Source organism: Janthinobacterium sp. BCJ23 (assembly GCF_059617945.1).
This window is the reverse complement of sequence record NZ_JCAQAW010000008.1, coordinates 218372-243509: the sequence shown is the minus strand read 5'-3', so window position 1 is coordinate 243509 and position 25138 is coordinate 218372. Positions and strand designations below refer to the sequence as shown.

Here is a 25138-nt window from a genome sequence, read left to right as displayed (position 1 = left end):
TCACGCTCCTTGCACGGTGAACGCTGCGAACTTGCCGCTGCGGCGGCGCGACAGCATGCCGATGGCGCCCAGGCCGGCCAGCAGCAGCATATAGGTCGACGGTTCCGGCACGGCGCTGATGTTGATATTGTCGAGCGCAAACTGGCCCTGGTTAAAGGCGGGGAAATCGATGGAATTGGTGCACGCGCCAGTGTCATTGAAAATGCAGGCGTTGAAGGTCAGGCCCGTCAACGCATAGTTGCTGAAGCCGCCCAGCAGGGATGCGCTCTGGAAATGGTAATTGCCATCGCTGCCCTGGCCCGGGAACGCCAGCGACGTGCTGACCACCTGGCCGTTGCTGAGGGTTCCGCTCAGTTGCAGCTGGCCCCACTGCATATTGGGCAAGCCGGAAACGGGCGCGATGAAGGAATAGTCGAAACCGGCCAGGCTGAACGCCTGGTGATCGGCGCGCGCGAAATTCACGCCGCCATCGTTGAGGATGGCCAGGTAGTTGCCGGTGGCGCCCTGCGGGCAGGCGGCGATATCGCACGACGAGCCCACGCGGCCATCGAGGATGGCGCCTACGCCGCTGACGCCGCCGCCGGCCGCCGTGGTCGGGTCGGCCAGGAACAGCAGGTTGTAGCTCGACGTATTGAGCGTCTGGCCGCTTTCATACACGTCGGGGGGCAAATTATCGAAGGTCAGGACACCGGCCATGGCCGGCGCCGAGGCCAGCACGGACAAGGTGGCCAGCGCGGCCAAGATGGTGGCACGGCCGCGGGTAGCGGGCCGATCGGCGGTGGCGGGCGATACCCGCGCATGTGATGGACGATTCATTCTATTCCCTTGGTTGTTGTGGATAGATAGGTCGGCAGGTCTCGCGCCCGCTTTCAGCTTTTTCACAAAAGTGTCAACAAATATAGCAAACCACACAAAACAAATATCATATTTTTAATATCATTTATTTATTTTTTATCTAACTCTGCGATACTTTGTTTTGTTTTATCTATGAAAGCTTGAGCAATCTCAACGTTACATCGGAACAACAATGCCTCGCACCGCAGACGTGCGCGCCAGCGCGCCGGCGCGACTTCGGATAAGCTCGAAAACCGCGCCTGCCGCGCCGTCATCCCCGCGTCACATCGTGGTACACCTGTTCCATCCTGGAACACTTGTCTCCCCGCCACGCGCCCGGCCACAGCCGCTGCACGATGGCATGAAGCTTGCACAACGAAGAGATCGACCGCGCTCAGGGAGCAGCACCATGGAACACCATCAATTTGCCGGCAACGGCCGCTCAGACACGCGGCCGGCCCGGCGCCTCCTCATGTGCTGCGCGCTGGCGCTGGCTTTTTTCCTGCTGGCCGCCAGGCTGGACCTGGCCGAACGGCTGACGTACGCGCTGTGGCGCCACGAACACTGGCAACTTGATGAACTGGCCCTGAGCCTGCTGTTGCTGGCGCTGGCCCTGGCCGGCTTTGCCGTGCGGCGCGGACGCCAGGTGGCGCTGCTGCTGGCACAAAACCGCACCCTCACGCAGCGCCTGCTGCGCGCGCAGGAGGAGGAACGCTGCGCGCTGGCGCGCGAGCTGCACGATGAAGTGGGACAAGACTGCACAGCCATCCGCGCGGCCGCCAGCTACATCCTGCGCGCGCGCGATGGCGACCAGGCGAACGTGCAGGCGTGCGCCGCCAGCATCGCGCGCTCGTCGGAAGCGCTGCATGCGATGGTGCGCACCATGCTGCGCCGGCTGCGCCCGCCCGTGCTCGACAGCCTGGGATTGGCGCCGGCCCTGCAGGCGCTGTGCGACAGCTGGTCCCAGCAGCACGGCATCGCCTGCCATTTCGCACCGCACGCCATCCCCGCCAACCTCGACGACTGCACCGCCACCGCCATCTACCGCCTGGTGCAGGAAGGCTTGACGAACGTGGCGCGCCACGCGGGCGCCAACCGGGCCACGGTGGAATTGCGCGCCGATGCGCACGGCTTGCTGCACCTGGCTATCGAAGACAATGGCCAGGGTTTGCATCCAGACAAAACGCCGACAGATGGCTTCGGCATGCTGGGCATGCGCGAAAGAGTGGCCGGCCTGCGCGGCCATATCCGCTGGATCAGCGCGCTGGGCAACGGCTTGCGCATCGAAGTGGCGATGCCGCTGGCGGCAGGTGCGGCATGAACGCGGCCATGACCCCGATCCGCGTGATGCTGGTCGACGACCACCCGGTGGTGCGCACCGGTTACCGGCGCCTGCTGGAACAGGGCGGCGACATCGCCGTCGTGGCCGAGGCGGGCAATGGCGAAACGGCGTATGGCTTGTACCAGGAGCACGCGCCCGACGTCTGCGTGACGGATTTGTCCATGCCCGGTATCGGCGGCCTGGAATTGCTGCGCAAGCTGATCGCCCGCGATGCCGGTGCCCGCGTGCTCGTGTTCAGCATGCACGACACGCCGCAGCTGATCGCCCGCGCTTTTGAGGGCGGCGCCTGCGGCTTCGTCAGCAAGCAGGCCGACCCGGAACACCTGGTCGACGCCGTGCGTGCCGCCCATGCGGGCCGGCGCTACCTCGATCCGCACAGCGTACCCGGCGTGCTGCAAGACACCGCCAGCATGGAAGCGCAGCGCTTGAGCAGCCTGAGCCAGCGCGAATTCGAAATCTTCCGCCTGCTGGCCGAAGGCCGCAGCGCCGCCGACTGCGCCCGCCTGCTGCACCTGAGCAGCAAGACGGTGGCCAACCACCAGACCTGCATCAGGGAAAAGCTCGACGTACCCGGCCCCGCCGCGCTCGTCCATCTTGCCCTGCGCAATGGCGTCATTGAACAGATCCACCCTTAAAACACGTAGCGCAAGCCCACATTCACGCTGCGCGGGGCGCCGGCCGCGTAGAAGGTCGCGTTGACCATCGGATATTCGCCGTTCACGGCCGGCAGTGGCCGGGCGGCAAAGTTGCCGTTGGCGTCGAAACCCGTCGCGCCCAGCTGGGCCGCCGTCGCATAGTGCCGGTCGAACAGGTTGTTGACCTGGGCGAACACGCTCAGTTGCCGTGTCAGCTGGTATTTGCCATTGAGCTCGACCACGGCGTAGCCGCCGCTCTTGCCCGCGCCCAGGTACGCTGGCCCGCCCGCCTGGTGCGCATTGTTTTCATTACCGCGCGCATAGGAGCTCGACACGGCCATCATGGCCAGGCCCACCGTCCAGTCGCGTCCGCCCTGAACCTCCACGTGCGCCTTCAGGATATGGCTGGGCGTGAGGGGAATCCGGTTGCCCGGCGTGATGACGATATTGCCTTCGAGGCCAGGCGCGTCCGCGTCGCTGCTGCTGTTGGCGCTGCCGTTGACGGTTTCCCGGCTTTGATACGTCGCCTGCAGCCACGTGTAGTTGACGCCGAAGTCCAGCGCGCCCGCCTTGCCGTCGAGCGCCAGCTCCATGCCCTGGTGGCGCGTCTTGCCGAAATTCTTGAAGTAGCCGAAACCGGCCTGGTTGTCGGCCACAAACAGGATATCGTCGTGGTTTTCCGCGCGGAACACACCAGCGCTCCAGCGCGCCACCTCGTCCCACTGGCCGCGCACGCCCGCTTCCCACGTCTTCGTCACCACCTGTTTCAAGGGCGGGTCGCCAGCCATGGCGTTGGGCAGGCGGCAGGGGTTTTCCGGATCGGCGCAACCAAGCTCGATGGCCGTCGGCGTGCGGCTGCCTTCGTTGTAGCCGAGGTAGGCGCTCACGCCCTTGACTGGCGCATAGGCCAGGCCGATGGCGGGATTGAAGCGGCTGAAACGGTGGTCGCCATCGAGCGAACCGCTGCCGCCGCCGGGCGTGATGGCGTCGCGGTTGCGCACCGTGCTGCGGTTGTAGCGGCCGGAGATGGTCAGGGTCAAGTCTTGACTAAACGCGATGCTGTCGCTCGCATACACGCTCCAGGTGCGCATGCGCCCGCTCAAGTCGACCCGGTTGTCGACGGGCGTGCCATCGTCGTCGATTTGCGTGCCGTCGGCAAAGAAATCGACGGGCGTGATGCCGCGGTCCGGGTTCAGATAGCCGAACTGGCTCGTCTGGCGAAACGTGGCGTGGCTGGCATCGAAGGCGGCGCCGGCCGTGACGGCATGGCGCCCGCCCGCCACGTCGGCCAGCGCGGTGAACTGGCCTGAAAAACCATAGTTTTCCTGCTGCGTATGGCTGCGGTTGATCATGCCATTGCATTTTTCGGCCGGCTCCTCATTCAGCAGCACGTTGGCTATGCAGCGCCACTTCGGAAACGGCGTATTGGTCACATTTGCCCCGCTGACGGGAAAGCCCGTGTAGCCGGCCGCCGCCAGGGCCGCGCGCTCGGCCGCGCCGGGCTGGTAGACGGACTGGTCGAGCGACTCGTCGTTGAGGTCGCCGTTGTAGGTGTGCGTGTCGATCTTGCGGTAGTAGACATTGCCGGACAAAAGCAAGGCGGCGCCGGCCTGGTGTTTGCCCGTCAGGTTCAGCAGGGTCGACCTGTTTTCCGTCAGGTCAGGCTTGGTGTAGACGCTGCGGTAGTCGCGCGCCAGCAGGCGCTGTTCCTGCAAGCCGTTGCCCGTCAACGCATTGTCCGCGTGCGCCACGGTGACGGCGATATCGGTGCGCGCATCGCCCCATCCCAGCTTGCCAAACACCTGGCGCACGTCGGATGGCGAATCGTCGCGCCAGCCCACTTCCTTGAAACGGTTGCCCGTCACGTACCAGTGCCAGCCCTGCGCATTGCTGCCGCCATGCTCGACCTCCACGGCGCGCCGTTGATCGGAACCCAGGCGCGCCTCGACGGCGGTACCCGGGTGGCTCTTGCCATCCTTGGTCTGCAGGGCCAGCGCGCCACCCAGGGTGTTCAGGCCGAACAGGGGATTCGAGCCGGGCATCAAGGTCAGCGAAGCGATCGCCATGCGCGGTATCAAATCCCAGCTGACGACGTCGCCGAACGGCTGGTTCAGCCGCATGCCGTCCAGGTACACGGACAGTCCCTGCGGCGTGCCCAGCAAGGGCGAGGCCGTATAGCCGCGGTAGCTGACGTCGGGCTGGAACAGGTTGTTCTGCACTTCGTTCACGTAGACGCTACCCAGGTTGCGGCGCAGGAAGGCGGAAATATCGAGCGCGCCGCTGGCGGCGATCTGCTGTGCGCTGGCCGTCTGCACGGGCGCAGCCAAGGCATCGCGCGGCTGCTCCACGGTGGGCAGCGGCATGCTGCCCGTGATGATAACAGTGGGCAAGTCGCCCGAGGCGGCCATCCCCGGTTCAGCTGCCTGCGCCTGGCACAGCGCCATGGCGGCGGCGGCCAATAAAGTCAGTTTCATGCGTATCCCCGTTTTTATCATGGTTTTTATGTCTGTCCAGTATCGGACAGCCACCATCGAGGAACTAGGGAAAAACTCCCGCCGTGCAAGGAAACTTAGCGCTGCAAGGGCAAATAGCTCTGCTTGAGCTGGCGCAGCACGAAACTCGATTTGCTGTGGCGGATGCCGGGGATTTTGTATAAACGCTCGCGCAGCAGCCGTTCATAGTCGCGCGTGTCGCTCACGGCAATGCGCAGGTAGTAGTCGTAGTCGCCGGAGACGAGGAACGCTTCGAGCACTTCCGGGATCATGGCCAGCGCGTGACCGAATTCGAACAGGGCCTGGTCGGAATGGTCGTCCAGGGTCACTTGCACGATGACGGTGTCGGCCAGCCCCACCTTGGCCGCGTTGACGTTCACCGTGTAGCCTTCGATGACGCCGTCGTCCTCCATGCGCTTGATGCGCGCCCAGCACGGCGACGAGGTCAGGCCCACCTTGGCGCTCAGCTCGTGCAGGCTGATGCGGGCATCCTGCTGCAGGGCCGTCAGGATGGCGAGATCGAATTTATCGAGCTTCATTTTGCAATTTCCCATGTTTGCAGCAAATTTTGCTGATCAAAGCATTTTATACGAGAAAACCAGCAGCCTTTTCTGCCGGGGCAAGCAGAAAATAGACACATGAAACCCGATCCCGCTCCCCTCCTCGCTCCCGCCCACGATCTTGCGCCGCGCAATGGCGCCAGCACCCTGATCAACACCCTGCTGGCCCTGGGCGTCGACACCGTCTTCGGCTACCCGGGCGGCGCCGTGCTGCCCCTGTACGACGCGCTGCACGCGCAACCGCGCTTGCGCCACGTGCTCGTGCGCCACGAACAGGCGGCCGTGCACGCGGCCGAGGGTTATGCGCGCAGCACGGGGCGGCCCGGCGTCGTCTTCGTCACCTCCGGCCCCGGCATGAGCAATACCACCACGGGCTTGCTTGACGCCCTGTGCGATTCGATTCCCGTCATCTGCATCAGCGGCCAGGTAGCCACCACCAGCATCGGCACGAACGCCTTCCAGGAATGCGACGCGCTGGGCATCTCGCGCCCCGTCACCAAGTGGAACCGGCAAATCCGCGCGGCCGACGAGACGGCCGCCGTCGTGCACGAAGCATTTATCCAGGCCACGCAGGGCCGGCCCGGCCCCGTGCTGATCGATTTTCCCAAGGATATGCAATTGGCGCAGGTCGCGGCCAACACGCCGCCGCCATCCGTCGCCAACGTCGCCGCCCCCTGCCCGAGGCGGCCGATATCGAGCAGGCCGCCATCCTGATCGCCTCCGCGCGCCAGCCCGTGTTCTATGGTGGCGGAGGCCTCATCAATTCCGGCCTCGATGCCTGCGCCGCTTTCCAGCAGCTGGTGAAACTGGCGGCCGCGCCGTGTACCCTGACCCTGCTGGGACTGGGCGCCTTTCCCGCCTCGCACCCGGCCTTCCTCGGCATGCTGGGCATGCACGGCACCCTGGAAGCGAACCTGGCCATGCACCATGCGGATGTGATCGTCTGCGTCGGCGCCCGCTTCGACGACCGGGTGACTGGCAGGCTGGACGCCTTCTGCCCCAGTGCGAAAATCATCCACGTCGATATCGACCCCGCGTCGATCGGCAAGGTGGTGCGCGCCGACGTGGCCCTGCGCGGCGATTGCGCGCCCGTGCTGGCGGCATTGCTGGCGCAGCTGCGCGGCCGCTTGCTGGCGGACCGCCAGCCGTGGTGGCAGCGTATCGACGGCTGGCGCGCTCAGGACAGCCTGGCGTTCGACGACACGCCGGACGTGATCGCACCGCAGGCGCTGATGCGCCGGCTGCAGGCGGCCCTGGACGGACAGGACGCCATCGTGTCCACCGACGTGGGCCAGCACCAGATGTGGGCGGCGCAGCACCTGCGCTTCGAGCAGCCGCGCCGCTGGCTGACCTCGGGCGGCGCCGGCACCATGGGCTATGGATTGCCGGCCGCCATCGGCGCGCAGATCGCCCATCCGGGAAAATGCATCGTGTGCGTCAGCGGCGACGCGTCGATTTTGATGAATATCCAGGAACTGGCCACGGCCGTGCAGCACCGCCTGCCCGTGAAAGTGGTGCTGTCGAACAATGGCTACATGGGCATGGTGCGCCAGTGGCAGGAACTCATCCATGGCGGGCGTTACAGCCACAGCTACACGGAAGCGCTGCCCGATTTCGTCGCGCTGGCCCGCGCGTTCGGCTGGCAGGCGCATACGGTGAGCCGGCGCGAAGACCTCGACGCGGCGCTGGCGGCCTGCCTGGCATCCGACGGCCCGTACTTCCTCGACGTGCGCGTGCATGGCGCAGAAAATTGTTTCCCCATGATGGCGCCCGGTGCGGCGCACCATGAAGTGACCCTGGCCAAAGGCAAGGTGTACAGCGAGCGGTAGGTCGGAATGACCACCGGCCACGCCGACGATGTTGTCGGATTACGCGTGGCGTTGCCACGCTAATCCGACATCACCACCGGCCGGATTACGCCCAAATCCTGTAGATCCAATAACTTTCATCTTCGCGGCTGGCGCGTGCCAGTTCGGTGGGGCTCAGGCCGGTGATGGCGCGCACTTCGCGGCACAGGTGGGCCTGGTCGGCGTAGCCGCCCTCGGCGGCGATATCGGTCCATGCAGCATTGCCTTGCAGCATGGCCTCGCGTGCGTCGAGAAACGACTGTTCCGCGCGGCGCATGCGCCGCAGGGTGCGCATGGGCTGGCCGGCCCAGGCCTTGATGCGGCGCTCGATATTGCGCGCGCCGCTGGCCAGGCTAGTCGAGGCCGCCTGTACGCCCAGGCGGCGCACCCAGTCCTGGATGGCGCCGGTGGGATGGTCGCCGCTCTTGCGCGCCAACGCCCAGCGCGGCGCCAGGAATGCTTCCACCAGCGCGATGCGCGCTGCATCGTCGGGTGCGGCCAGCACGGCGTCGGACAAGGCCAGCCAGTCGGCGTCGAACAGCGGTTCCAGCGGACGCACCTGGTCGAACAGGGCCGCCATGTCGATGCCCGTCAGCGCATGCAGGGCGGCCGGATACAGCATCACCATGAACGAGTGCACGGGGCCGGGGTTGTAGCTGACCAGCGGATAGCCGCGCGGTCCGCTGAACAGGGCGGGCGGCATGCGCACATGCAGCAGGTCGGGGCCGGGCGCGGCCGCCTCGACGTCGCCCGCGACCGTCCACAGCAGGCAGCACATGGGCGTGGCGGGAAAGCGGTTCAGGCGCTGCGCGGGCGGCAGCGGCGCGCAATGCGTGGTGTCGCGCACGAGGAAGGCGCGCACGCAGGAAGCGAGTGCGGTACGCGGCGCGATCAAGCGGGTCAGGGGCATGGGGGCGGCAGGCATGGCGACGATTGTACCGGCAATTTTTGGCCGCGCGCGATGTCGTATTCGTTCAAGACGCGTGCCCGCAAGCGCGCTAGAGTCTAGCCATCGTTCCCACGACAACAGGAGCTTTCCATGCCACCACTCGACCACGCCGCCGCACCCGCCACCACCCTGCGCCAGATCCGCCAGTTGCCGGGGCCATTCGCCTTGCCCATCATCGGCAACGCCATGCAAGTGCGGCTGCCGCGCATCCACCGCGACGTGGAAGGCTGGGTACGCCGCTATGGACCTTTCATGCGTGCCTGGTTCGGCCGCACCCTGGTACTGGTGGTGGCCGACAGCGAGGCTGTGGCCGCCGTGCTGCGCGACCGTCCCGATGGTTTCCGCCGTCCTCTCAGCAGCTACATCGTCTCGGAGGAAATGGGCGGCAATCCCGGCGTCTTCCTTGCCGAAGGCAGCGAGTGGCGCAACCAGCGCCGCATGGTGATGGCCGGCATGGCACCGGGCGCCATCAAGGCGTATTTTCCCGCGCTGGTGACGGTGGCGCAGCGCCTGCAGCGGCGCTGGCATCTGGCCGCCACGCAAGGCCAGGCCATCGACCTCGATGGCGACCTGAAACGCTACACGGTCGACATCATCGCCGGCCTGGCCTTCGGCACGGAAGTCAATACACTCGAATCGGGCGAGGACGTGATCCAGCGCCACCTAGACGCCATCCTGCCAGCCGTGGCGCGGCGCAGCCTGTCGATGCTGCCGTACTGGCGCTACGTCAAGCTGCCCGTCGACCGGCGCCTGGACCGCGACGTGGCGGCGCTGGACGTGGCCGTGGCGCAACTGGTGCGGCAGGCGCGCGAACGCATGGAACAAGACCCCGCGCGGCGCGTGCGCCCGCCCAACCTGCTCGAAGCCATGATCGCCGCCGCCGACGAACCCGGCAGCGGCGTGAACGACCGCGCCGTGGCCGGCAATGTGCTGACCATGCTGCTGGCCGGCGAAGACACGACGGCCAACACGATTTCCTGGATCATCTACCTGTTGCAACGCCATCCGCACAGCCTGGCCAAGGCGCGCGAGGAAGTGCGGCGCCTGGCACCCGACGTGGCGCAGTTCACCGTGGCGCAAATGGATAGCCTCGACTACCTGGGCGCCTGCGCCAGCGAGGCCATGCGCTTGAAACCCGTGGCGCCCTACATTCCGCTCGAAGCGCTGCGCGACACGGTGGTGGGCGACGTGGCCGTGCCCGCCGGCAGCATGCTCTGGTGCGTGATGCGCCACGACAGCGTGTCCGATGCGCACTTTCCCGACGCACGGGCGTTCCAGCCCGAACGCTGGCTGGAAGGCGGCGAAGCGAACAACAAGCGCGCCGCCATGCCCTTCGGTGCCGGCTTGCGCACGTGCCCGGGCCGCTACCTGGCCTTGCTGGAAATCAAGATCGCCATGGCCATGCTGCTGGGCAGCTTCGACATCGCCGGCGTCGACACGCCCGATGGCGGCGAAGCGCAGGAGCTGATGGGTTTTGTCATGTCGCCCATCGGCCTGACGATGCGCCTGGCACCACCGCAGTGATACCATGGGAGAAGTCCCATACATTCGACCTCCCCATGACCATCCGCCTGGAATCGCCGCAGCAAGCCGACGTGCAAACCCTGATCGCCGAGCTTGATGCCTATCAACAGACCCTGTATCCGGCCGAGTGCGTCTACTCGCTGGACCTGGCGTCCGTGCCGTCCGATACACTGCTGTTTGCCGTCGCCCGCGATGCGGCAGGCGCGGCGCGCGCCTGCGGCGCCATCGTCGTCACGCCCGATTTCGGCGAAGTCAAGCGCATGTACGTACACCCGGACAGCCGCGGCCTGGGGCTGGCCAAGCGCCTGCTTGCCCTGCTGGAAGAGCAGGCGCTGGCGCGCGGCTGCCGTTTGCTGACCTTGGAGACGGGCATCCACCAGCCCGAAGCCATCGCCCTGTACGCACGCCACGGCTACCAGCGGCGCGGGCCGTACGGCGACTATCCTGACGATCCGTTCAGTGTCTTCATGGAAAAACCGCTGCAGGTGGCGGCATGAGTGCGCCTGCCGACAGCCTGTTTGACATCCGCGCGCGCCTGCGCGCCTTTGCCGACGAGCGCGACTGGGACCAGTTCCACACGCCGAAAAACCTGGCCATGGCCCTGTCCGTGGAAGTGGCGGAACTGGCCGAGCACTACCAGTGGCTGCCCACAGGCGCGGATGCCGAGCTGGACGAGGTCAAACGCACGGGCATCCGCCACGAGCTGGCCGACGTGCTGATGTATCTGGTACGCCTGGCCGACAAGAGCGGCGTCGACCTGCACGCGGCCGTGCTGGAAAAGATGGAACTCAATGCGCAGAAATACCCGGCGCAGCAGGTGCGCGGCGACGCGCGCAAATATAGCGAATACTGAACAGCCATCCGTGCGTGGCTGATGCGCAAAAAAGCGTAGCATCCAGCCATGCGCATCACTATCCCCCTGCTGCTTGCCTGCCTGCTCCCTGGCCCGGTTGCCCTGGCGCAAACCGCGCCCGTGCCGCAGGTGAAAGTGGACGCCACGCGCGACCCCGTCGATAAATCGTACCGCAAGATGCTGCAGGGCGTGGACCGTTTCGAACGCGACCGTGCGCTGGCGCCGCAAGCGAGCTTGCGCTTTCGTCTACTGCCGCGCCAGCCTGGCGTGGACATGACGGGCGTGCAGCTGCGCATCGCTGGCGACACCGTCAGCATCCCCTTACCCTTGGCCGAGGACAACAGCTTTGCTCCCGTGCGCAATGCGCAAGCGGCGCGCGAAGACGCCGTGCTGATCGCCAACCGCAAGGCCACCACCATGAGCTGGCGCGCGCAAGTGATCACGCCCGGCTTGCCGCCCGGCACGCGGCGCCTGGGCGACCTGCGCCTGGAATGCCGCGCCGGCATGGATTCGGGCCTGATCTCGAACGACCCGCAAATCATCGCCTGGCTGTCCAGCATGCTCTACAGCACGGACAAGGTGTGTTCCGAGCCGGATGGCAATTATTTGTTCTTCACGGAGCGGCCCCTGTTCGGCGTCACCCTCGTGCATGGCGAGCGCCGCCTGGCGTTGCCGTTCAGGATGCTGTACGCGGGCGGCGAGCAGACGCCCGCCTCGCTGCCCTATTGCGATTGCCAGGTCTTGCTTGACCGCACGTATTACGCGCCCTTATGGGATGCCAGCTGGCCCGACGACACCCTGCTGGAATTTACTTACATGGACGAGGTGGTGCCATGAAATGGCTGCTGATCGCCATGCTGGCGCTGCTGGCCGCCTGCTCCGGCACGCGCGCCTTGCAGGCGAGCAAGAATGTTCCTTACGCTACCCTGGAACAGACGGTGCAACCGGGCAGCAGCACGCGCGAACAGGTGCGCGCGGCGCTGGGAGAAAGCACCTCCATCCGCTTCGACAGCGGCAATGAAGTGTGGATGTACACCTACCCGAACGCCTCGGGCGCGCAGGGGGAATATGTGATTCTGTTTGACGGGGATGGGATAGTGAAGAAGGTGCGCAGCGGGGAGGTGTATCGGGTGAAGCAGTAAAAGTACCCCAAAAGCAAACTGGGGTCGTACCCTGAGGGTACGATCCCAGCCTTTCGCCGTTGGGGTAATTAGCGTGCCTTCAGCAAGGCCCTTGCCGCCACGCCCGCGCCCACGCTGCGCCCCACGCCAGCCGTCTTGCGCTTGGGCGAGGCCTTCAATTTGAAGATGCCGATCGACTGGGCCACGCTGTCGGTGCGCTGCGCCAGGCTGGTGGCGGCTGCGGCCGCCTGTTCCACCAGCGCCGCATTCTGCTGCGTGATGCCATCCATGTGGATGACGGCCTGGTTGACTTGCCCAATGCCCTGGTTCTGCTCGCGCGTGGTCGAGGAAATCTCGTCCATCACTTCCGTCACGCGGGCTACCGAGGCGATCACCTCCGTCATGGTGGCGCCCGCATTGCTGGTCAGCACGCTGCCCGCATTCACGGTGGCGATCGAATGGTCGATCAGGTTCTTCACTTCTTTCGCGGCCGTCGCCGAGCGCTGCGCCAGGCTGCGCACTTCGCCGGCCACGACGGCGAAACCGCGGCCATGCTCGCCCGCGCGGGCCGCTTCCACTGCCGCGTTCAAGGCGAGGATGTTCGTCTGGAAGGCGATGCCGTCGATGAGACCAATGATGTCGAGAATCTTGCGCGACGAGGTGCTGATCTCGTCCATCGTGGTCACCACTTCGCTGACGATGGTGCCGCCCTTGGCCGCGACGGTAGACGCCTGCGCCGCCAGCTTATTGGCCGTGTCCACGTGGTCGGCGCTGTTCTGCACCGTGGAAGTCAGCTCTTCCATGCTGGCCGCCGTCTGCTCGAGGCTGGAAGCCTGCGATTCCGTGCGGCTGGACAAATCCATATTGCCCGTGGCGATCTCGGCCGTGGTGACGCGGATATCCTCGAAGTTGGCGCGCACGTCGCCGATGATGCTGTGCAGGTTGATATTCGTCTGGCGCAAGGCCGCCATCAATTGGCCCATGTCGTCGTCGCGCACCTTGTCGATGACGCCCGTCAAGTCGCCGCCGGCCATCTTGCGCGCCACCGTGATGGCCTCACCCAGCGGTGCAACGAGGGAATTGTGCAAATGGGCCCAGAAATACAGCATCAGCGCCACGGCCGCGGCGGCAGCGCCGCTGAGCCAGCTGCGCGTGGCCGTGCTCGTGTCGCCGTCGATATTCCACACGGCGCAGCCGAGGATGGCCAGCACCACGCCAAAGACGATGCAATGCAGGGCCAGGTCTTGCGACAGGGTCAGCTTGCGCCACTCGGCCAGCTTGGCGGCCAAGCCCTGGCGCACGACGCGGCCATTGCGGATCGCCAGCTTGGCGCTATTGCCGTCTTTAAAACTTTTATACAGGGCTGCCGCTTCGTTGATCTGCTCGCGCGTGGGCTTGGTGCGCACGGACATATAACCGATCGGGCGGCCGTTTTCGATGACGGGCGTGATATTGGCGAAGACCCAGTAGAAATCGCCATTCTTGCAGCGGTTCTTGACCATGCCGGTCCATGGCATGCCCGTCTTGATGGTATCCCACAGGTCAGCAAACGCTTCGGCCGGCATATCGGGATGACGCAGAATATTCTGTGGCGCACCCAGCAGTTCCATTTCTGAAAAACCGCTGACTTCAATGAAATACTGATTGGCGTAATTGATGTTTCCTTGTAAATCCGTCGTGGAAACAATCGTCATGCCTTCATTTAATACGTATTCATTTTGCGTGATAGGCGTATTGACCCGCATCGTCGCTCCTCTATTTTTTTTCAACTAGCATAACAAAATCATAAAAACAATATACCACATCAAGCACCCATGATATATCGTCCCGGCGACAGTGACACTGGTCAAACAATTTAATAAAAGCTAATTCATTTATGTTTTAGAATTTACTTTGATTCAACTTGATTGATTTTATTGAATGCAAAATTCAAATTGCGCGCAGACACAATAATTAATAAAAAATTATTTATCGGCGAAGCAGGCAATAAATACGGCGTATGCTCCGACAAAAAGGCGCAAGGGAACTGGCGCAATGGCCGGCACGTGGCGACGCCTGCTACCAACCATAGCGCGGTAACAATATTCATTTCTTGAGGGAAAATAAAAACTGGCGCGAATGCGCCAGTGGGGGAACTGTCTCCAATCCGCGACACAGGCGCCGGAGCGCCCGTGGGGATGGCTTACTTAAAGGTTTTGCGCGGTGGCGACTTCGGACGCGGCGGCGCAGGCTTGCGCTCCGTCGTGCCATCGTCCAGGCTGATGCGCAGCTTCTGGCCCGAGACCACGACCGATTTCAGGTGGTCGAGGATTTCCGGCGGCATGCCTTCAGGCAGGTCCAGCACGCTGTAATTGTCAAAGATATCGATGCGGCCGATATGCTTGGCTTCCAGGTTCGCTTCGTTGGCGATGGCGCCGACGATGTTGCTTGGCGTCACGGCGTGTTCACGGCCCACTTCGATGCGGTAAGCCGTCACGCCTGGGCGTGGACGTTCCTTCTTCGGCGCGCGCGGCGCAGGGGCTGCGTCGCCCGCGTCCGCTGGCGCATCCTTGAACGCTGGCGCGGACTTGGCGGCGAACGGCTTGCGCGGCGCGGCTGGCGGCGCCAGGTCCGGCGCGTCGCCGTCGCGGCTGATGCGCAGCTGCTGGCCCGCGACCCACACGGTTTTCAGCTGGTCCAGCAATTCTTTCGGCATGCTGTCCGGCAAGTCCAGGACGCTGTAGTCGTCATAGATTTCGATGCGGCCGATGTTTTTCGAATCGATGCCCGCTTCGTTGGCGATGGCGCCCACGATATTGCCTGGTTTCACGCCATGCTGATGACCGACTTCAATGCGGAAGGTCTGCATGCCGGCGTCGGCTGGACGCTGGATACGTTCCTTTTTCGGGAAGGCCGGGCGTTCGCTGCGCTCGTTGCGGTCGAAGCGGTCATTACGCTCGAAACGGTCACTGCGCTCAGGGCGGTCAAAACGGTCTTGGCGCACTGGACGGTCGTCTTGCCACGTGGCTTGCTCGCGCGCCTTGTTCTTGTCCAGCAGCAGCGGCGTATTGCCACGCGCCATCTTCGCCAGGGCAGCGGCGATTTCGATGGCGGGAATGTTTTGTTCGCGTTCGAAATCTTCGATCAGCGATTGGAACTGTTCCAGTTCGCCCAGGGCCAGGGTTTCGCTGATTTGCTCCTTGAACTTGGCGATACGCACGTCGTTGACGGCCTGGATCGTTGGCAGTTCCAGCATGCCGATCGGCTGGCGGGTCGAACGTTCGATGGCTTTCAACAAGTTCTTTTCACGCGGGGTGATGAACAAAATCGCTTCGCCGCTGCGGCCGGCGCGGCCCGTGCGGCCGATGCGGTGGGTATAGCTTTCCGGATCGTGCGGCACGTCGTAGTTGACGACGTGGCTGATGCGCTCGACGTCCAGGCCGCGGGCGGCCACGTCGGTTGCCACGAGGATGTCGATCTTGCCGTCTTTCAACTGCTGGATCGTGCGCTCGCGCTGGGCTTGCTGGATATCGCCATTGATGGCGGCAGCCGAGAAGCCACGGGCTTGCAGCTTGCCGGCCAGCTCTTCCGTGCCCAGCTTGGTGCGGGCGAAGATGATCATGCCGTCAAACGCTTCCGCTTCCAGGATGCGGGTCAGCGCGTCGAGCTTGTGCATGCCCGACACCAGCCAGTAGCGCTGGCGGATGTTGTCGGCCGTGCCCGTCTTGGCGGCGACCGTCACTTCGGCCGGGTTCACCAGATAGGTCGTGGCGATGCGCTTGATGACGGAAGGCATGGTGGCCGAGAACAACGCCGTTTGATGGCCTTCCGGGGTTTCTTTCAAGATACGTTCGACGTCGTCGATAAAGCCCATGCGCAGCATTTCATCGGCTTCGTCGAGCACCAGGGTTTTCAGCTTGGACAGGTCGAGCGAACCCTTGTCCAGGTGATCGATGACGCGGCCTGGGGTGCCGACGATGACGTGCACGCCGCGGCGCAGGGCCGACAGCTGCGGGCCGTAGCTTTGGCCGCCGTAGATCGGCAGCACGTGGAAGCCGGGGATGTGGGCGGCGTACACCTGGAACGCTTCGGCGACCTGGATGGCCAGTTCGCGCGTCGGTGCCAGGACCAGGGCTTGGGGTGAGCTTTGTTTCAGATCGATGCGCGACAGGATCGGCAAGGCGAAGGCAGCGGTTTTACCCGTGCCCGTTTGCGCCTGGCCCAGCACGTCGCGGTTCGCGAGCAATAATGGAATCGTGGCCGCCTGGATAGGCGACGGTGTTTCGTAACCGACATCCTTGAGCGCGCGAATCAGCGGCTCGCTCAGGTTAAGGTCGGAAAATAAGGAAATTGGTGTATCAGACATGAAATCACTCACAAGTTCGCTCGAATCGCCCAATGCGAAAGAGTGTATCCGCTAGTTTACTCTTTACTGGACCTTACCGGGTGGAACGGGGCGGCAGAACGCCATTTTTTGCAGTCTAAAACGCAGAAAAATCGGCGATCCGCACGCAATTGGTGCAAAAACCAAGCAATATTATATGTTTTGCAATAGATTCGACTACTTTACAGATGCGCCTCGATATTGCTTGCCGCATCGACCGAGTGGCGCAAAAATTCCAGCAAGTCCTCGTTCAGCCGGTCCTTGTGCGTCGTCGCCAGGCCGTGCGGCGCGCCCGCATACACGAGCAGCTTGCTGCCGATGATGAGTTCGGCAGTGCGCCGCGCCGAGGCGGCAATCGGCACGATCTGGTCGTCGTCGCCATGGATCACCAGGGTCGGCACGTCGAATTTGGCCAGGTCAGCCGTAAAATCCGTCTCGGAAAATTGCTTGATGCACAGGTAGGATGCTGGCATGCCCGCCTGCATGCCTTGCCGCCAGAAACCGTCGCGCACGCCCTGCGACGGCTTTGCATCGGGCCGGTTGTAGCCATAGAAGGCCTCGCTCAAGTCCTGGAAAAACTGGCTGCGGTCGGCCTGCACGCCGGCACGGATGGCGTCAAATGTGGACAGGGGCAAGCCCAGCGGGTTTTCCGTGGTTTGCAGCATCAGCGGCGGCACGGCGCCCACGAGCACGGCGCCGGCCAGGCGCCCGGTGCCATGGCGGCCGATGTAGCGCGCCACTTCGCCGCCGCCCGTCGAGTGGCCGACGAGGGTGGCGCCCGTCAAGTCCAGCGCGTCGATCAGGGCGGCCAGGTCGTCGGCATAGGTATCCATGTCGTTGCCGTCAAACGGCTGGCTCGAGCGGCCATGGCCGCGCCGGTCGTGCGCGATGACGCGGTAGCCGCGCGAGGCCAGATAAAACATCTGGTCTTCCCACGCGTCGGACGATAATGGCCAGCCGTGGCTGAAGACGACGGGCGGGCCGCTGCCCCAGTCCTTGTAGTGGATCAATGTACCGTCGGCGGTACGCAGGGTATTGCTCGATTGCAAGTTCGTGGCAGTCATGGAACGCTCCTTGTCGGTAGACGAGCAGCCATTGTGGCCGCAATTGGCCCGCGCACGCCGCGCGCTACGCCAGGGCATTGCGGTAGAGTAAGATTGTCGCTGCTTTGCTTTCCCGTATTCACTTTTGGAGTTGTCATGCGCTTTCCCCTCGTCCTCGCCGCCAGCCTGTTCAGCACGGCCGCCCTCGCCCAACCGCTCGTGGCCGAAGCGCCCCTGCGCGCCCACCTGTCCTTCCTGGCCGACGATTTACTGGAAGGACGCGGCACGGGCCAGCGCGGCGGCGACCTGGCCGTGCGTTACCTGGAAACGCAGGCGGCCGTGGCCGGCCTGCAGCCGTTGAAGGATGGCACGTACCGCCAGGCGCTGACCATCGTCGGCAGCAAGGCCTTGCCATCGAGCAAAGTCACGTTCAGCGCGGGGGGCAAGACCTTGTCTCCCGCCTTCGGCAAGGACATCGTCTTTGGCGCGGCAAATGGCCAGCAGACAGTGGCGTTCGATGCGCCCGTCGTGTTCGCCGGCTACGGCATCCGCGCGCCAGAAGAAAACTGGGACGATTTCAAGGGCGTCGACCTGAAGGGCAAGCTCGTCATCATGATGGTCAACGACCCGCAACCCACAAGCGCCGAACCGCAGCGCTTCGCCGGCAAGTCGCTGACCTATTACGGCCGCTGGGTCTACAAGTACGAGGAAGCGCTGCGCCAGGGCGCCGCCGGCGTGCTGCTGATACACACGACCGCATCGGCTTCGTATCCTTGGTCGGTACCGGCCAACGGTTTCGGCCATGAACGCTTCAACCTGGCCGGTGCGGGCAATGCGATGGAAGGCTGGCTGCAGCAAGACATGGCGCGCACGCTGTTCCAGGCCGGCGGACAGGACCTGGACGCCTTGCGCGCGCAGGCGGAAACGCGCGCGTTCCGCCCCGTGGCCCTGAACGCCACGGTCAAGGTGGCGCTCGATAGCCAGGTACGCAGCATCGAGCAATTCAACGTGGCCGGCATCGTGCCGGGCACGGATCCGAAATTGAAGGACGAGGCCGTCATTTACTCGGCCCACTGGGACCACCTGGGCAAGGATGACGAAGGCAGCCAACGCGCCGGGCAAAGCGACCATATCTACAACGGCGCCATCGACAATGCGTCGGGCGCGGCGGCCTTGCTGGCCATGGCGCAAGTGGCCGTGAAACAGCCGGCGCGCCGCACGCAGATCTTCCTGTGGCCGGCCGGCGAAGAAACGGGCATGCTGGGCAGCACGGCCTACACGCGCGCGCCCCTGTGGCCGCTGGCCAAGACAGCCGCCGACCTGAACCTCGACAGCATGAATTTTGTCGGCAAGACGCACGACATCGGCGTGGCCGGCGCCGAGCGCAGCAGCCTGTACGCGAGCGCCGCCAAGGTCGCCAAGCGCATGGGCCTGCGTCTGGCACCGACGATCCCGGACCTGTCCGGCGCGTTTTACCGGGCCGACCATTTTGCGTTTGCCAAGGCTGGCGTACCCGCCTTCAACGTGGGTTCGGCAGTGTTTTCCGGCGACGGCTCGTTCGACTTCGTCCAGGAGCCGAAAGCGTCGGGCGAGCGCCTGGTCGCCTTTAAAAAGGACTACCACCAGGTCACCGATGAGTACAACCCGTCGTGGGACTTGTCGGGCATGGTGCAGCAGGCGCAATTTACATTGAACCTCGGCTATGAAGTGGCGAACGACAAGAATTTGCCGGTGTGGAACAAGGGCGAAGCGTTTGGGAAGGTCAAGCGCTAGGCATCATGAAAAACACCGGCCTGTGCCGGTGTTTTTACAAGCGTGCCGGCCACAATCCCGTAGGTCGGATTAGCGGCACAGCCACGTATGTTAGCGCCGGTGGGATGCCGGATTGCGCGGCTTCAGATTGCCATGATGCGTTTCAGGTCGACAAACGCCGTTTCATACAGATGCTGAAACGCGCCGATCATGACCTCTTCCACGCCTTCGGCCGCGTCGAATTCGCTCGACCATTCGGCCACGCACTCGTTCGCGCCTGGCTCGCCCGTGACGCGCAGGGTGGAACGGTAGTTCTTGACGGGGATCGGGCCCGAGACGATGGTGTAGCTGTAGCTCTTGTCCGCTTCGCTGTAGCTTTGCAGCCGTTCGGCGATGATGGCGCCGTCCGTGGTTTTCAGGCGGCGTACGCGGCCGCCGTGCTCGGACAGGCTGGTCTTGATCGAGCTCGACCATTCAGCCAGCGACTGGAAGCCGCCGATAAAATCCCACACTCGTTCGGCGCTTGCCGCCAATGTTACAGAAACAATTACTTGGGCCATCTTTAATTCGGTTCCTCATCCAGGTTTGCCGGGCGCCGCGCCCGGCCGGCCGGAGTTGCCCGGCACAGCCGCTATTTTAGCGCCCATGCCGCTTTGCTGCTGAGCAAACTATGGCAACTGGCCAGCCTGGGGTGGCTGTCTTACAGGTTTTCCGCCAGGAAAATCAACGAATTGCCATGCGCCTGGGCGGCGGCGCGCTGCTGGTAGCTGTCGCGGTGGGTGCAGTTGAAACCGTGCTCGGCGCCCGGGTAGATATGGATTTCCACGTCTTGGCGGTCTTCGAAGCGCTCGGCGATCTTTTGCACGGCTTCCGGCGGAATATGGCTGTCCTGGCCGCCGAAATGCATGAGCAGCGGCACCTTGATCTGGTCGGCAAGGTCCAGCTTGTTCTGGATGCCGCCGCCGTAATAGGCGATGGCCGCATCGACGAGACCAGCCGCGGCCGCCTGATACGACAGCCGGCCGCCGAAGCAGTAGCCGACCGAAGCGAGCTTGCCCGTCACTTCCGGACGCGCGCGCAGGACAGCGACGGTGGCGGCGATATCGGCGTGGGCCTGCGGATTGTCGGTGGCCTGCATCAGCTCGACGGCGCGCTTCCAGCCGTCCGCGTCATAGCCCAGCTCGATGTGCGCGCCGGCGCGCCAGAACAGGTCCGGCGCCAGCACCACGTAGCCATCGGCCGCATACTGGTCGGCCACGGCGCGGATGTGCTCGTTGACGCCGAAAATTTCCTGCAACAGGATGATGGCGGGACCCTTGCCCACGTGCGGCACGGCCAGGTAAGCCTGGAAGCTGCCGTCCGGGCCGGCGATATCGATCCACTGCGAAGTTGTGCTCATAGAAAACTCCAGTCTGAGGTTGGGGGGAATGCCACAGCCAGGCATGTTACTGGTTTTTCCTCTTTTCTGCCCCCGCCCTTGGTCCAGGCTCAATACATCTCGCGCAGGTAAATCACGGGACCCGATTTGAAGACACCGAAGACGACGGTGCCCACAGTGCTGGCCAGGTAGGGATGGCTGCCCACGGAAACATCCACGCTGCCGGCCTTGCCGGCGCCGGGCGCCAGCAAGGTCAGGAGATTGGTTTGCGGCAGTGCGCCTTGCGTGACGGTGTATATCCGGTCATCAACGGCCAGCTTGCCGCAGTCCAGCGTTTTCTTGCAATTGACAAACAACACGTCCGACTTGTTCAAGGCACTGACGTTGTCAAGCAGATTCGTGACCCATTTCGTGCCGTTCCAGTACTGGACTTGCACGGCCAGCCTGACTGGCAGCAATTCGGAGCCATAGCCGTGGGGCACCATCCATTGCCCCGACAGCACGGTCATCCGTGCCTCGTTCTGTATCAATGCCGAGCTTGAGCTGACGACGGCGCCGCCGGGATAGGTGCTGCTGGCGCGCAAGCGCACGTCGGTAGGCGCCACCTTCAGCGGCACGCCGGCCTTGCCCGGAAAACGGTAGGCGACCATGGGAAGGGCAACGCCGAGGGTGAATTTCGCGGGCGCCACGCCGGTGATGGTGGTCTGCGCCTTCTTGCCATCGGTAAGCCGGCTGCTGCCATCGGGGGTACTCGGCGGAAAGGAAATCGTGCCCGTGGCCGCATCGAGGCCTTCGAGCAGCACGGGCGCCAGGACGCTCGGGACGCGGTCGTCATAGTTTTTGGTCGGCGTCCCGCCCAAGGCGCGCGCCGTCACACGCATGCCTATCGCCTGCCCCGAGTAAGCGTAGCGGCCTTTTTCCCCGTCGTTGGCGCAGGTGAGCGGTGCGGCGCACGGCGTGGCGATGCCGGCGGGAGCGCCGGTTTTCACCAGTTCCGTAATGAAGTGGTGCGGGATAAACTGCACCTCCCCGCTCACGCCCGAAGCCTTGGGCAAGGCCGGCACAGCAAGGTTGGCATCCAGGTAGCCGTTGGGGTTGGCCAGATTGAAAGCGATGGTGATGGTGCCCACTTCCGGCCAGTTCATGTCGCTGCTGACAACGCTGCCATTCGTGAAGACCACGCCACCCTGCATGGCCGGCTTGGCTGGTGTGTCCGGCGCGGCGATCTCGCTGGTCGTCGGCTTGACCAGGCTGGACAGCGAAGGCAGCACCGTCTCCGCCGGCTTTTCATTGCCGAAGTTCGGCGTCACGGCGCCCACACTATTGAGCACACTCATGCTGACCGCCACAGGCGCGCCCGCGCGCTGGGGGTTGGCGATGGCAACGACGCTGAACGAGGCCGGCACGACGGTAACCTTGCCACTGCCCGTCATGCTCAAGCCGGCGTCGCCGGTTGTGGCCGACCCCGTATAGGTGGCCTTCAAATTCAGCTGTCCCACGTCCGCATACGACATGATGGCGGTGGCGACGCCCTGGTCGTTGAACGCCAGGTTGACGTTCGCGCCCGCCGTGCCGCAGGCGCTGGTGCTGTTCGATGCCAGTGGCACGAGCGCCCCGGTTCCCTGCACGAAAACAGGCAGGGTGCCGCTGGCGGGATTGCCATAGCTGCAAGCGAGATTCAGGTTCTTGCTGGTACTTTTGAACAGGGGCACGCAAGCTTGCGGGGTCGAACTGGGGGGCGCCTGCACGGCGCTGATACTGAACGATTGCAGCTTGGCAGAAACATGATTGACGGGAGTGACCGTCAAGCCTGTCGCCGCAAAGCTCATGTCGCAGCTGCTGCTGTTGTCCGAAGCACGCTTGCATACGAGCGCGCCCGTGGTACCGGGCACGCTCGTCAGGCTCAGGGTGGCCGTGCCGGCCGTGTACTGGCGCACGCTGGCCGTCGCCACGCCGGTGTTGCCTATCTGCGTCGCCGTGCCGCCAGGGCTGACAGTGACATTCACGCCGTTCGTGTACTTGGCGCTGCAGGCGGCATCCGCGCATGCCGTCACCGTCACCGTCTGCGGCGCGCACGTCAGGGCATTGCCCGAATGCTCGATCTGGAAATGGTGGGGCCCCGCCTGCGTACCCGGCCCGCACTTTGGACCCATCGGTTCATTGAAAGCCCAGCCGCTGTTGTTCGTCACGCAGCTGCACGGATACGACGGTGTATAGGTTTTGCAGGTGATGGTTTGCTGCACCCGGCCCTGCCAGCCCAGAGTGATGTGGTCGACCTTGGCGTTGCCCGTGATATAGGCGTTGGACGAGTCGAGCGTTACCTCGCCGGCGTCCACATTGCCCTTGATGCCGTTGCCCGAGGCGATCGACAAGGAATTGCTGGCTTCCACGTCGCCCGTGACGAGCAGGCCGGACGCCTTCAAGTCGATCGTCGGCGATTTCAGGTTGCCCGTCACCTGGCTGCCGGAACCGATGGTCAGCGAAGTGGTCGCCGTGATATCGCCCTGGATGCGGGTATTGGCGGCCAGGATATTGACGATGGTGCCGCTGATGGGCCCGTTGATGACCGAACCCGAGGCGATTTCCACCGGCCCCTTGGCGCTGATCCTGCCCGTCACCGTGACGTTGTTCGAGCCCATCTTGATGGTCGTGGCGGAGATATTCGCCGTAATCGTCTGTTCCTGCGCGCCCAGGAAGAAAGTGCCGCCCTCGGCTGTCAGGTTTCCGCCCGTCACCTTCAGGTTCGGCGGATTGATGTCCTTGATGTCGAGATTGCCCTTGACCGTCAGCGCGGCATTGCCGCTCATCGTCAAGCCCTGGTTGTAGCTCATCGACAAGGAACTGTTGACTGTCACGCCATACGCGCTGCCGATGACGATGACGTCGGTAGAACCGAGCGCCAGCGAGGCGCACGTGTATTGCAAACCGTCCTGGCTCAGGCCGCAGCCGCTGACGGCGCCGCCATTGAAGTTGAGCGTGGCCGCGTGGGCAAGGGATGAGCCCAGCAGCAATGTCAGGGCGGCAAAAAAGTGGAGTAAGCGCACGATATTCAGGAATCCGATGGGTAGGTAGCCAGCGGGCGCGCCGATTATTTCATGCTAACCTACGCCATCGCTGTTGTTGCATTATGGCAGTATTTATCCCCCTCGCGCATATCGCATGATCAAGCAAAGCCCCAAAGAATTTCCCCTGCGCACAGTCGACATCATCGTCTATCCCGGCTTCAAGGCGCTCGAAGCCATCGGCGCCATGAAGGTGTTTGACTATGCCAACACCCATCTGCGCCTGCGCAAGCTGCCCGGCGGCTACGACGTGCGCATCGCCTCGACGGCCATCGGCCTGGTCGAATCGGACACGCTGATGTCGCTGCACGCGAGCAAGGCGCTCGACGCCAGCCGCCTGCCCGACTTGGCCGTCATCGTCGGCTGCCATCACGTCGAGCAAGTCTTGCAGGACATCCCCGCGCTCGCCGCCTGGGTGGCCGAAGCGGCGCCGCGCATCGATACCCTGGCGGCCCTGTGTACGGGCTGCTTCTTCCTGGCCGAAGCCGGTGTGCTCGACGGCAAGAGTGCCGCCACGCACTGGAGCGCCGTGGACAGCCTGCGCCAGCGCTATCCATTGATACAGGTCAATGCCGATGCGATTTTCGTGCGGGAAGGGAAATTCTGGACGTCGGCTGGCGTGACGGCCGGCATCGACCTGGCGCTGGCCCTGGTGGAAGACGATTTCAGCCGCGATATCGCGCTGGAAGTGGCGCGCGACCTGGTCGTGTATTTGAAGCGGCCCGGCGGCCAGTCGCAGTTTTCCGTGCACCTGTCGAGCCAGATGACGACGCATCCGACCATCCGCCAGTTGCAGGGCTGGATCATGGAGCATCTTGCCGAAGAACTCACCGTGCCGCTGCTGGCGGCCAGACTGGCCATGAGCGAGCGCAATTTTACGCGCGTGTTCCAGCGCGAAACGGGCACCAGCCCCACGGAATTCATCGACACGGCCCGCTTCGAAGTGGCGCGCCGTTTGCTGGAAGACAATGTGTCTTCCTTAAAACAGGTGGCCGTGCAGGCGGGCTTGCATAGCGAGGACAGGCTGCGCCGCCTGTTTCAAAAGAAACTCGCCATCACGCCGCGCGATTACCGCGAGCGCTTTTCCAGCACGGCGCGCTAGCAGGTCAGCGCGGCTTGCCGTGACGCACGTGGCGCGTGGCCAACTGGCGGCTCTGCCGGGCCAGCGGTGTAAACAGGAGTGCGCACAGCAGATAGGTGGCCAGCAGCGCCAGCCAGATGGCGGGCGTGGCAAGGCTGGCGGCATTGCTCCACCACAAGGCCAGCAGGGAAGACAGGGCCGCGCCAAGGAAGACGGGCAGCATGCGGCGCAAGGTCGCGAGATAGGCAGTGGCAAACATGGACGGCTCCCAAAGCAAGGCGGATGTCTTCACACTAGCAGGG

General features: G+C 64.1%; 20 protein-coding genes and 1 pseudogene. 10 read left to right on the top strand and 11 right to left on the bottom strand.

Annotated features, from left to right (window positions below):
• A complete protein-coding gene (locus AC54AG_RS22775) occupies positions 1-816 on the bottom strand; it encodes an NF038120 family PEP-CTERM protein (RefSeq protein ID WP_496631646.1) in 816 nt (271 codons plus the stop codon).
• A 427-nt stretch (positions 817-1243) separates the two neighbouring features.
• On the opposite strand from AC54AG_RS22775, the gene AC54AG_RS22770 reads away from it, so the two are divergent.
• A complete protein-coding gene (locus AC54AG_RS22770) occupies positions 1244-2155 on the top strand; it encodes a histidine kinase (protein ID WP_496631645.1) in 912 nt (303 codons plus the stop codon).
• An 8-nt stretch (positions 2156-2163) separates the two neighbouring features.
• On the top strand, positions 2164-2811 hold the full coding sequence (locus AC54AG_RS22765) for a response regulator transcription factor (RefSeq protein ID WP_331778551.1): 648 nt from the start codon (positions 2164-2166) through the stop codon (positions 2809-2811).
• On the opposite strand, the gene AC54AG_RS22760 is transcribed toward AC54AG_RS22765, so the two are convergent.
• Complete coding sequence (locus tag AC54AG_RS22760) at positions 2808-5285, bottom strand: TonB-dependent receptor (protein ID WP_496631644.1); 2478 nt, start codon at positions 5283-5285, stop codon at positions 2808-2810. The two genes, AC54AG_RS22765 and AC54AG_RS22760, sit on opposite strands and share 4 nt — an antisense overlap.
• A gap of 95 nt (positions 5286-5380) precedes the next feature.
• Positions 5381-5842 (bottom strand): Lrp/AsnC family transcriptional regulator, encoded by a 462-nt coding sequence (locus AC54AG_RS22755; RefSeq protein ID WP_034784295.1) that lies wholly within the window; start codon positions 5840-5842, stop codon positions 5381-5383.
• Positions 5843-5941: 99 nt separating this feature from the next.
• Here AC54AG_RS22755 and ilvB point away from each other — a divergent pair.
• A pseudogene (gene ilvB, locus AC54AG_RS22750) lies at positions 5942-7692 on the top strand (biosynthetic-type acetolactate synthase large subunit).
• An 85-nt stretch (positions 7693-7777) separates the two neighbouring features.
• Here ilvB and AC54AG_RS22745 read toward each other — a convergent pair.
• Positions 7778-8635, bottom strand: a complete 858-nt coding sequence (locus AC54AG_RS22745) for a helix-turn-helix domain-containing protein (RefSeq protein WP_496631643.1) — start codon at positions 8633-8635, stop codon at positions 7778-7780.
• Between the two features lie 114 nt (positions 8636-8749).
• Between AC54AG_RS22745 and AC54AG_RS22740 the strand changes: the two genes are divergently transcribed.
• From AC54AG_RS22740 to bamE, 5 genes are read left to right on the top strand one after another with little or no spacing between them, the layout of a single operon-like run.
• Positions 8750-10183 carry a cytochrome P450 gene (locus tag AC54AG_RS22740; RefSeq protein ID WP_496631642.1) on the top strand — a complete coding sequence of 478 codons (1434 nt, stop codon included), beginning with the start codon at positions 8750-8752 and terminating at the stop codon, positions 10181-10183.
• Positions 10184-10218: 35 nt separating this feature from the next.
• Entirely contained in the window at positions 10219-10680 is a 462-nt protein-coding gene (locus AC54AG_RS22735; protein ID WP_046682200.1) for a GNAT family N-acetyltransferase, read from the top strand.
• A complete protein-coding gene (locus tag AC54AG_RS22730; RefSeq protein WP_496631641.1) occupies positions 10677-11036 on the top strand; it encodes a nucleotide pyrophosphohydrolase in 360 nt (119 codons plus the stop codon). The genes AC54AG_RS22735 and AC54AG_RS22730 overlap by 4 nt, the downstream gene beginning before the upstream one ends.
• A gap of 48 nt (positions 11037-11084) precedes the next feature.
• On the top strand, positions 11085-11873 hold the full coding sequence (locus AC54AG_RS22725) for a hypothetical protein (protein ID WP_496631640.1): 789 nt from the start codon (positions 11085-11087) through the stop codon (positions 11871-11873).
• Positions 11870-12178, top strand: coding sequence for an outer membrane protein assembly factor BamE domain-containing protein (gene bamE, locus AC54AG_RS22720; protein WP_496631639.1), 309 nt, complete (start codon positions 11870-11872; stop codon positions 12176-12178). Before AC54AG_RS22725 ends, bamE begins: the two co-directional genes overlap by 4 nt.
• A 68-nt stretch (positions 12179-12246) precedes the next feature.
• On the opposite strand, the gene AC54AG_RS22715 is transcribed toward bamE, so the two are convergent.
• The 3 genes from AC54AG_RS22715 to AC54AG_RS22705 all read right to left on the bottom strand — a co-directional run bounded on the left by AC54AG_RS22715 (position 12247) and on the right by AC54AG_RS22705 (position 17584).
• Positions 12247-13902, bottom strand: coding sequence for a methyl-accepting chemotaxis protein (locus tag AC54AG_RS22715; RefSeq protein WP_072457118.1), 1656 nt, complete (start codon positions 13900-13902; stop codon positions 12247-12249).
• 437 nt (positions 13903-14339) lie between these two features.
• Positions 14340-16502, bottom strand: coding sequence for a DEAD/DEAH box helicase (locus tag AC54AG_RS22710; protein WP_051991450.1), 2163 nt, complete (start codon positions 16500-16502; stop codon positions 14340-14342).
• Between the two features lie 200 nt (positions 16503-16702).
• A complete protein-coding gene (locus AC54AG_RS22705; protein ID WP_070305464.1) occupies positions 16703-17584 on the bottom strand; it encodes an alpha/beta fold hydrolase in 882 nt (293 codons plus the stop codon).
• Between the two features lie 135 nt (positions 17585-17719).
• On the opposite strand from AC54AG_RS22705, the gene AC54AG_RS22700 reads away from it, so the two are divergent.
• Positions 17720-19336 (top strand): M28 family peptidase, encoded by a 1617-nt coding sequence (locus AC54AG_RS22700; protein WP_496631638.1) that lies wholly within the window; start codon positions 17720-17722, stop codon positions 19334-19336.
• Between the two features lie 122 nt (positions 19337-19458).
• On the opposite strand, the gene AC54AG_RS22695 is transcribed toward AC54AG_RS22700, so the two are convergent.
• The 3 genes from AC54AG_RS22695 to AC54AG_RS22685 form a co-directional block, all read right to left on the bottom strand.
• Entirely contained in the window at positions 19459-19875 is a 417-nt protein-coding gene (locus AC54AG_RS22695; RefSeq protein WP_072457112.1) for an SRPBCC family protein, read from the bottom strand.
• A 140-nt stretch (positions 19876-20015) separates the two neighbouring features.
• Positions 20016-20714, bottom strand: a complete 699-nt coding sequence (locus AC54AG_RS22690) for a dienelactone hydrolase family protein (protein WP_496631637.1) — start codon at positions 20712-20714, stop codon at positions 20016-20018.
• Positions 20715-20803: 89 nt separating this feature from the next.
• A complete protein-coding gene (locus AC54AG_RS22685; RefSeq protein WP_034753484.1) occupies positions 20804-23737 on the bottom strand; it encodes a polymer-forming cytoskeletal protein in 2934 nt (977 codons plus the stop codon).
• Positions 23738-23852: 115 nt separating this feature from the next.
• Here AC54AG_RS22685 and AC54AG_RS22680 point away from each other — a divergent pair, with 115 nt between their 5' ends.
• Positions 23853-24857 (top strand): GlxA family transcriptional regulator, encoded by a 1005-nt coding sequence (locus tag AC54AG_RS22680; RefSeq protein ID WP_034753483.1) that lies wholly within the window; start codon positions 23853-23855, stop codon positions 24855-24857.
• A 4-nt stretch (positions 24858-24861) separates the two neighbouring features.
• On the opposite strand, the gene AC54AG_RS22675 is transcribed toward AC54AG_RS22680, so the two are convergent.
• Positions 24862-25095 carry a hypothetical protein gene (locus AC54AG_RS22675; RefSeq protein ID WP_034784311.1) on the bottom strand — a complete coding sequence of 78 codons (234 nt, stop codon included), beginning with the start codon at positions 25093-25095 and terminating at the stop codon, positions 24862-24864.
• Between the last annotated feature and the right edge of the window lie 43 nt (positions 25096-25138).

Bases quoted from the DNA above. Each gene is read 5' to 3' on its own strand.
- AC54AG_RS22730 (WP_496631641.1), top strand. From the start codon at position 10,677: ATGAGTGCGCCTGCCGACAGCCTGTTTGACATCCGCGCGCGCCTGCGC.
- AC54AG_RS22770 (WP_496631645.1), top strand. From the start codon at position 1,244: ATGGAACACCATCAATTTGCCGGCAACGGCCGCTCAGACACGCGGCCG.
- AC54AG_RS22740 (WP_496631642.1), top strand. From the start codon at position 8,750: ATGCCACCACTCGACCACGCCGCCGCACCCGCCACCACCCTGCGCCAG.
- AC54AG_RS22755 (WP_034784295.1), bottom strand. From the start codon at position 5,842: ATGAAGCTCGATAAATTCGATCTCGCCATCCTGACGGCCCTGCAGCAG.
- AC54AG_RS22700 (WP_496631638.1), top strand. From the start codon at position 17,720: ATGCGCTTTCCCCTCGTCCTCGCCGCCAGCCTGTTCAGCACGGCCGCC.
- AC54AG_RS22710 (WP_051991450.1), bottom strand. From the start codon at position 16,502: ATGTCTGATACACCAATTTCCTTATTTTCCGACCTTAACCTGAGCGAG.
- AC54AG_RS22695 (WP_072457112.1), bottom strand. From the start codon at position 19,875: ATGGCCCAAGTAATTGTTTCTGTAACATTGGCGGCAAGCGCCGAACGA.
- AC54AG_RS22680 (WP_034753483.1), top strand. From the start codon at position 23,853: ATGATCAAGCAAAGCCCCAAAGAATTTCCCCTGCGCACAGTCGACATC.
- AC54AG_RS22675 (WP_034784311.1), bottom strand. From the start codon at position 25,095: ATGTTTGCCACTGCCTATCTCGCGACCTTGCGCCGCATGCTGCCCGTC.
- AC54AG_RS22765 (WP_331778551.1), top strand. From the start codon at position 2,164: ATGACCCCGATCCGCGTGATGCTGGTCGACGACCACCCGGTGGTGCGC.
- AC54AG_RS22715 (WP_072457118.1), bottom strand. From the start codon at position 13,902: ATGCGGGTCAATACGCCTATCACGCAAAATGAATACGTATTAAATGAA.
- AC54AG_RS22705 (WP_070305464.1), bottom strand. From the start codon at position 17,584: ATGACTGCCACGAACTTGCAATCGAGCAATACCCTGCGTACCGCCGAC.
- AC54AG_RS22735 (WP_046682200.1), top strand. From the start codon at position 10,219: ATGACCATCCGCCTGGAATCGCCGCAGCAAGCCGACGTGCAAACCCTG.
- AC54AG_RS22775 (WP_496631646.1), bottom strand. From the start codon at position 816: ATGAATCGTCCATCACATGCGCGGGTATCGCCCGCCACCGCCGATCGG.
- AC54AG_RS22725 (WP_496631640.1), top strand. From the start codon at position 11,085: ATGCGCATCACTATCCCCCTGCTGCTTGCCTGCCTGCTCCCTGGCCCG.
- AC54AG_RS22745 (WP_496631643.1), bottom strand. From the start codon at position 8,635: ATGCCTGCCGCCCCCATGCCCCTGACCCGCTTGATCGCGCCGCGTACC.
- AC54AG_RS22760 (WP_496631644.1), bottom strand. From the start codon at position 5,285: ATGAAACTGACTTTATTGGCCGCCGCCGCCATGGCGCTGTGCCAGGCG.
- AC54AG_RS22690 (WP_496631637.1), bottom strand. From the start codon at position 20,714: ATGAGCACAACTTCGCAGTGGATCGATATCGCCGGCCCGGACGGCAGC.
- bamE (WP_496631639.1), top strand. From the start codon at position 11,870: ATGAAATGGCTGCTGATCGCCATGCTGGCGCTGCTGGCCGCCTGCTCC.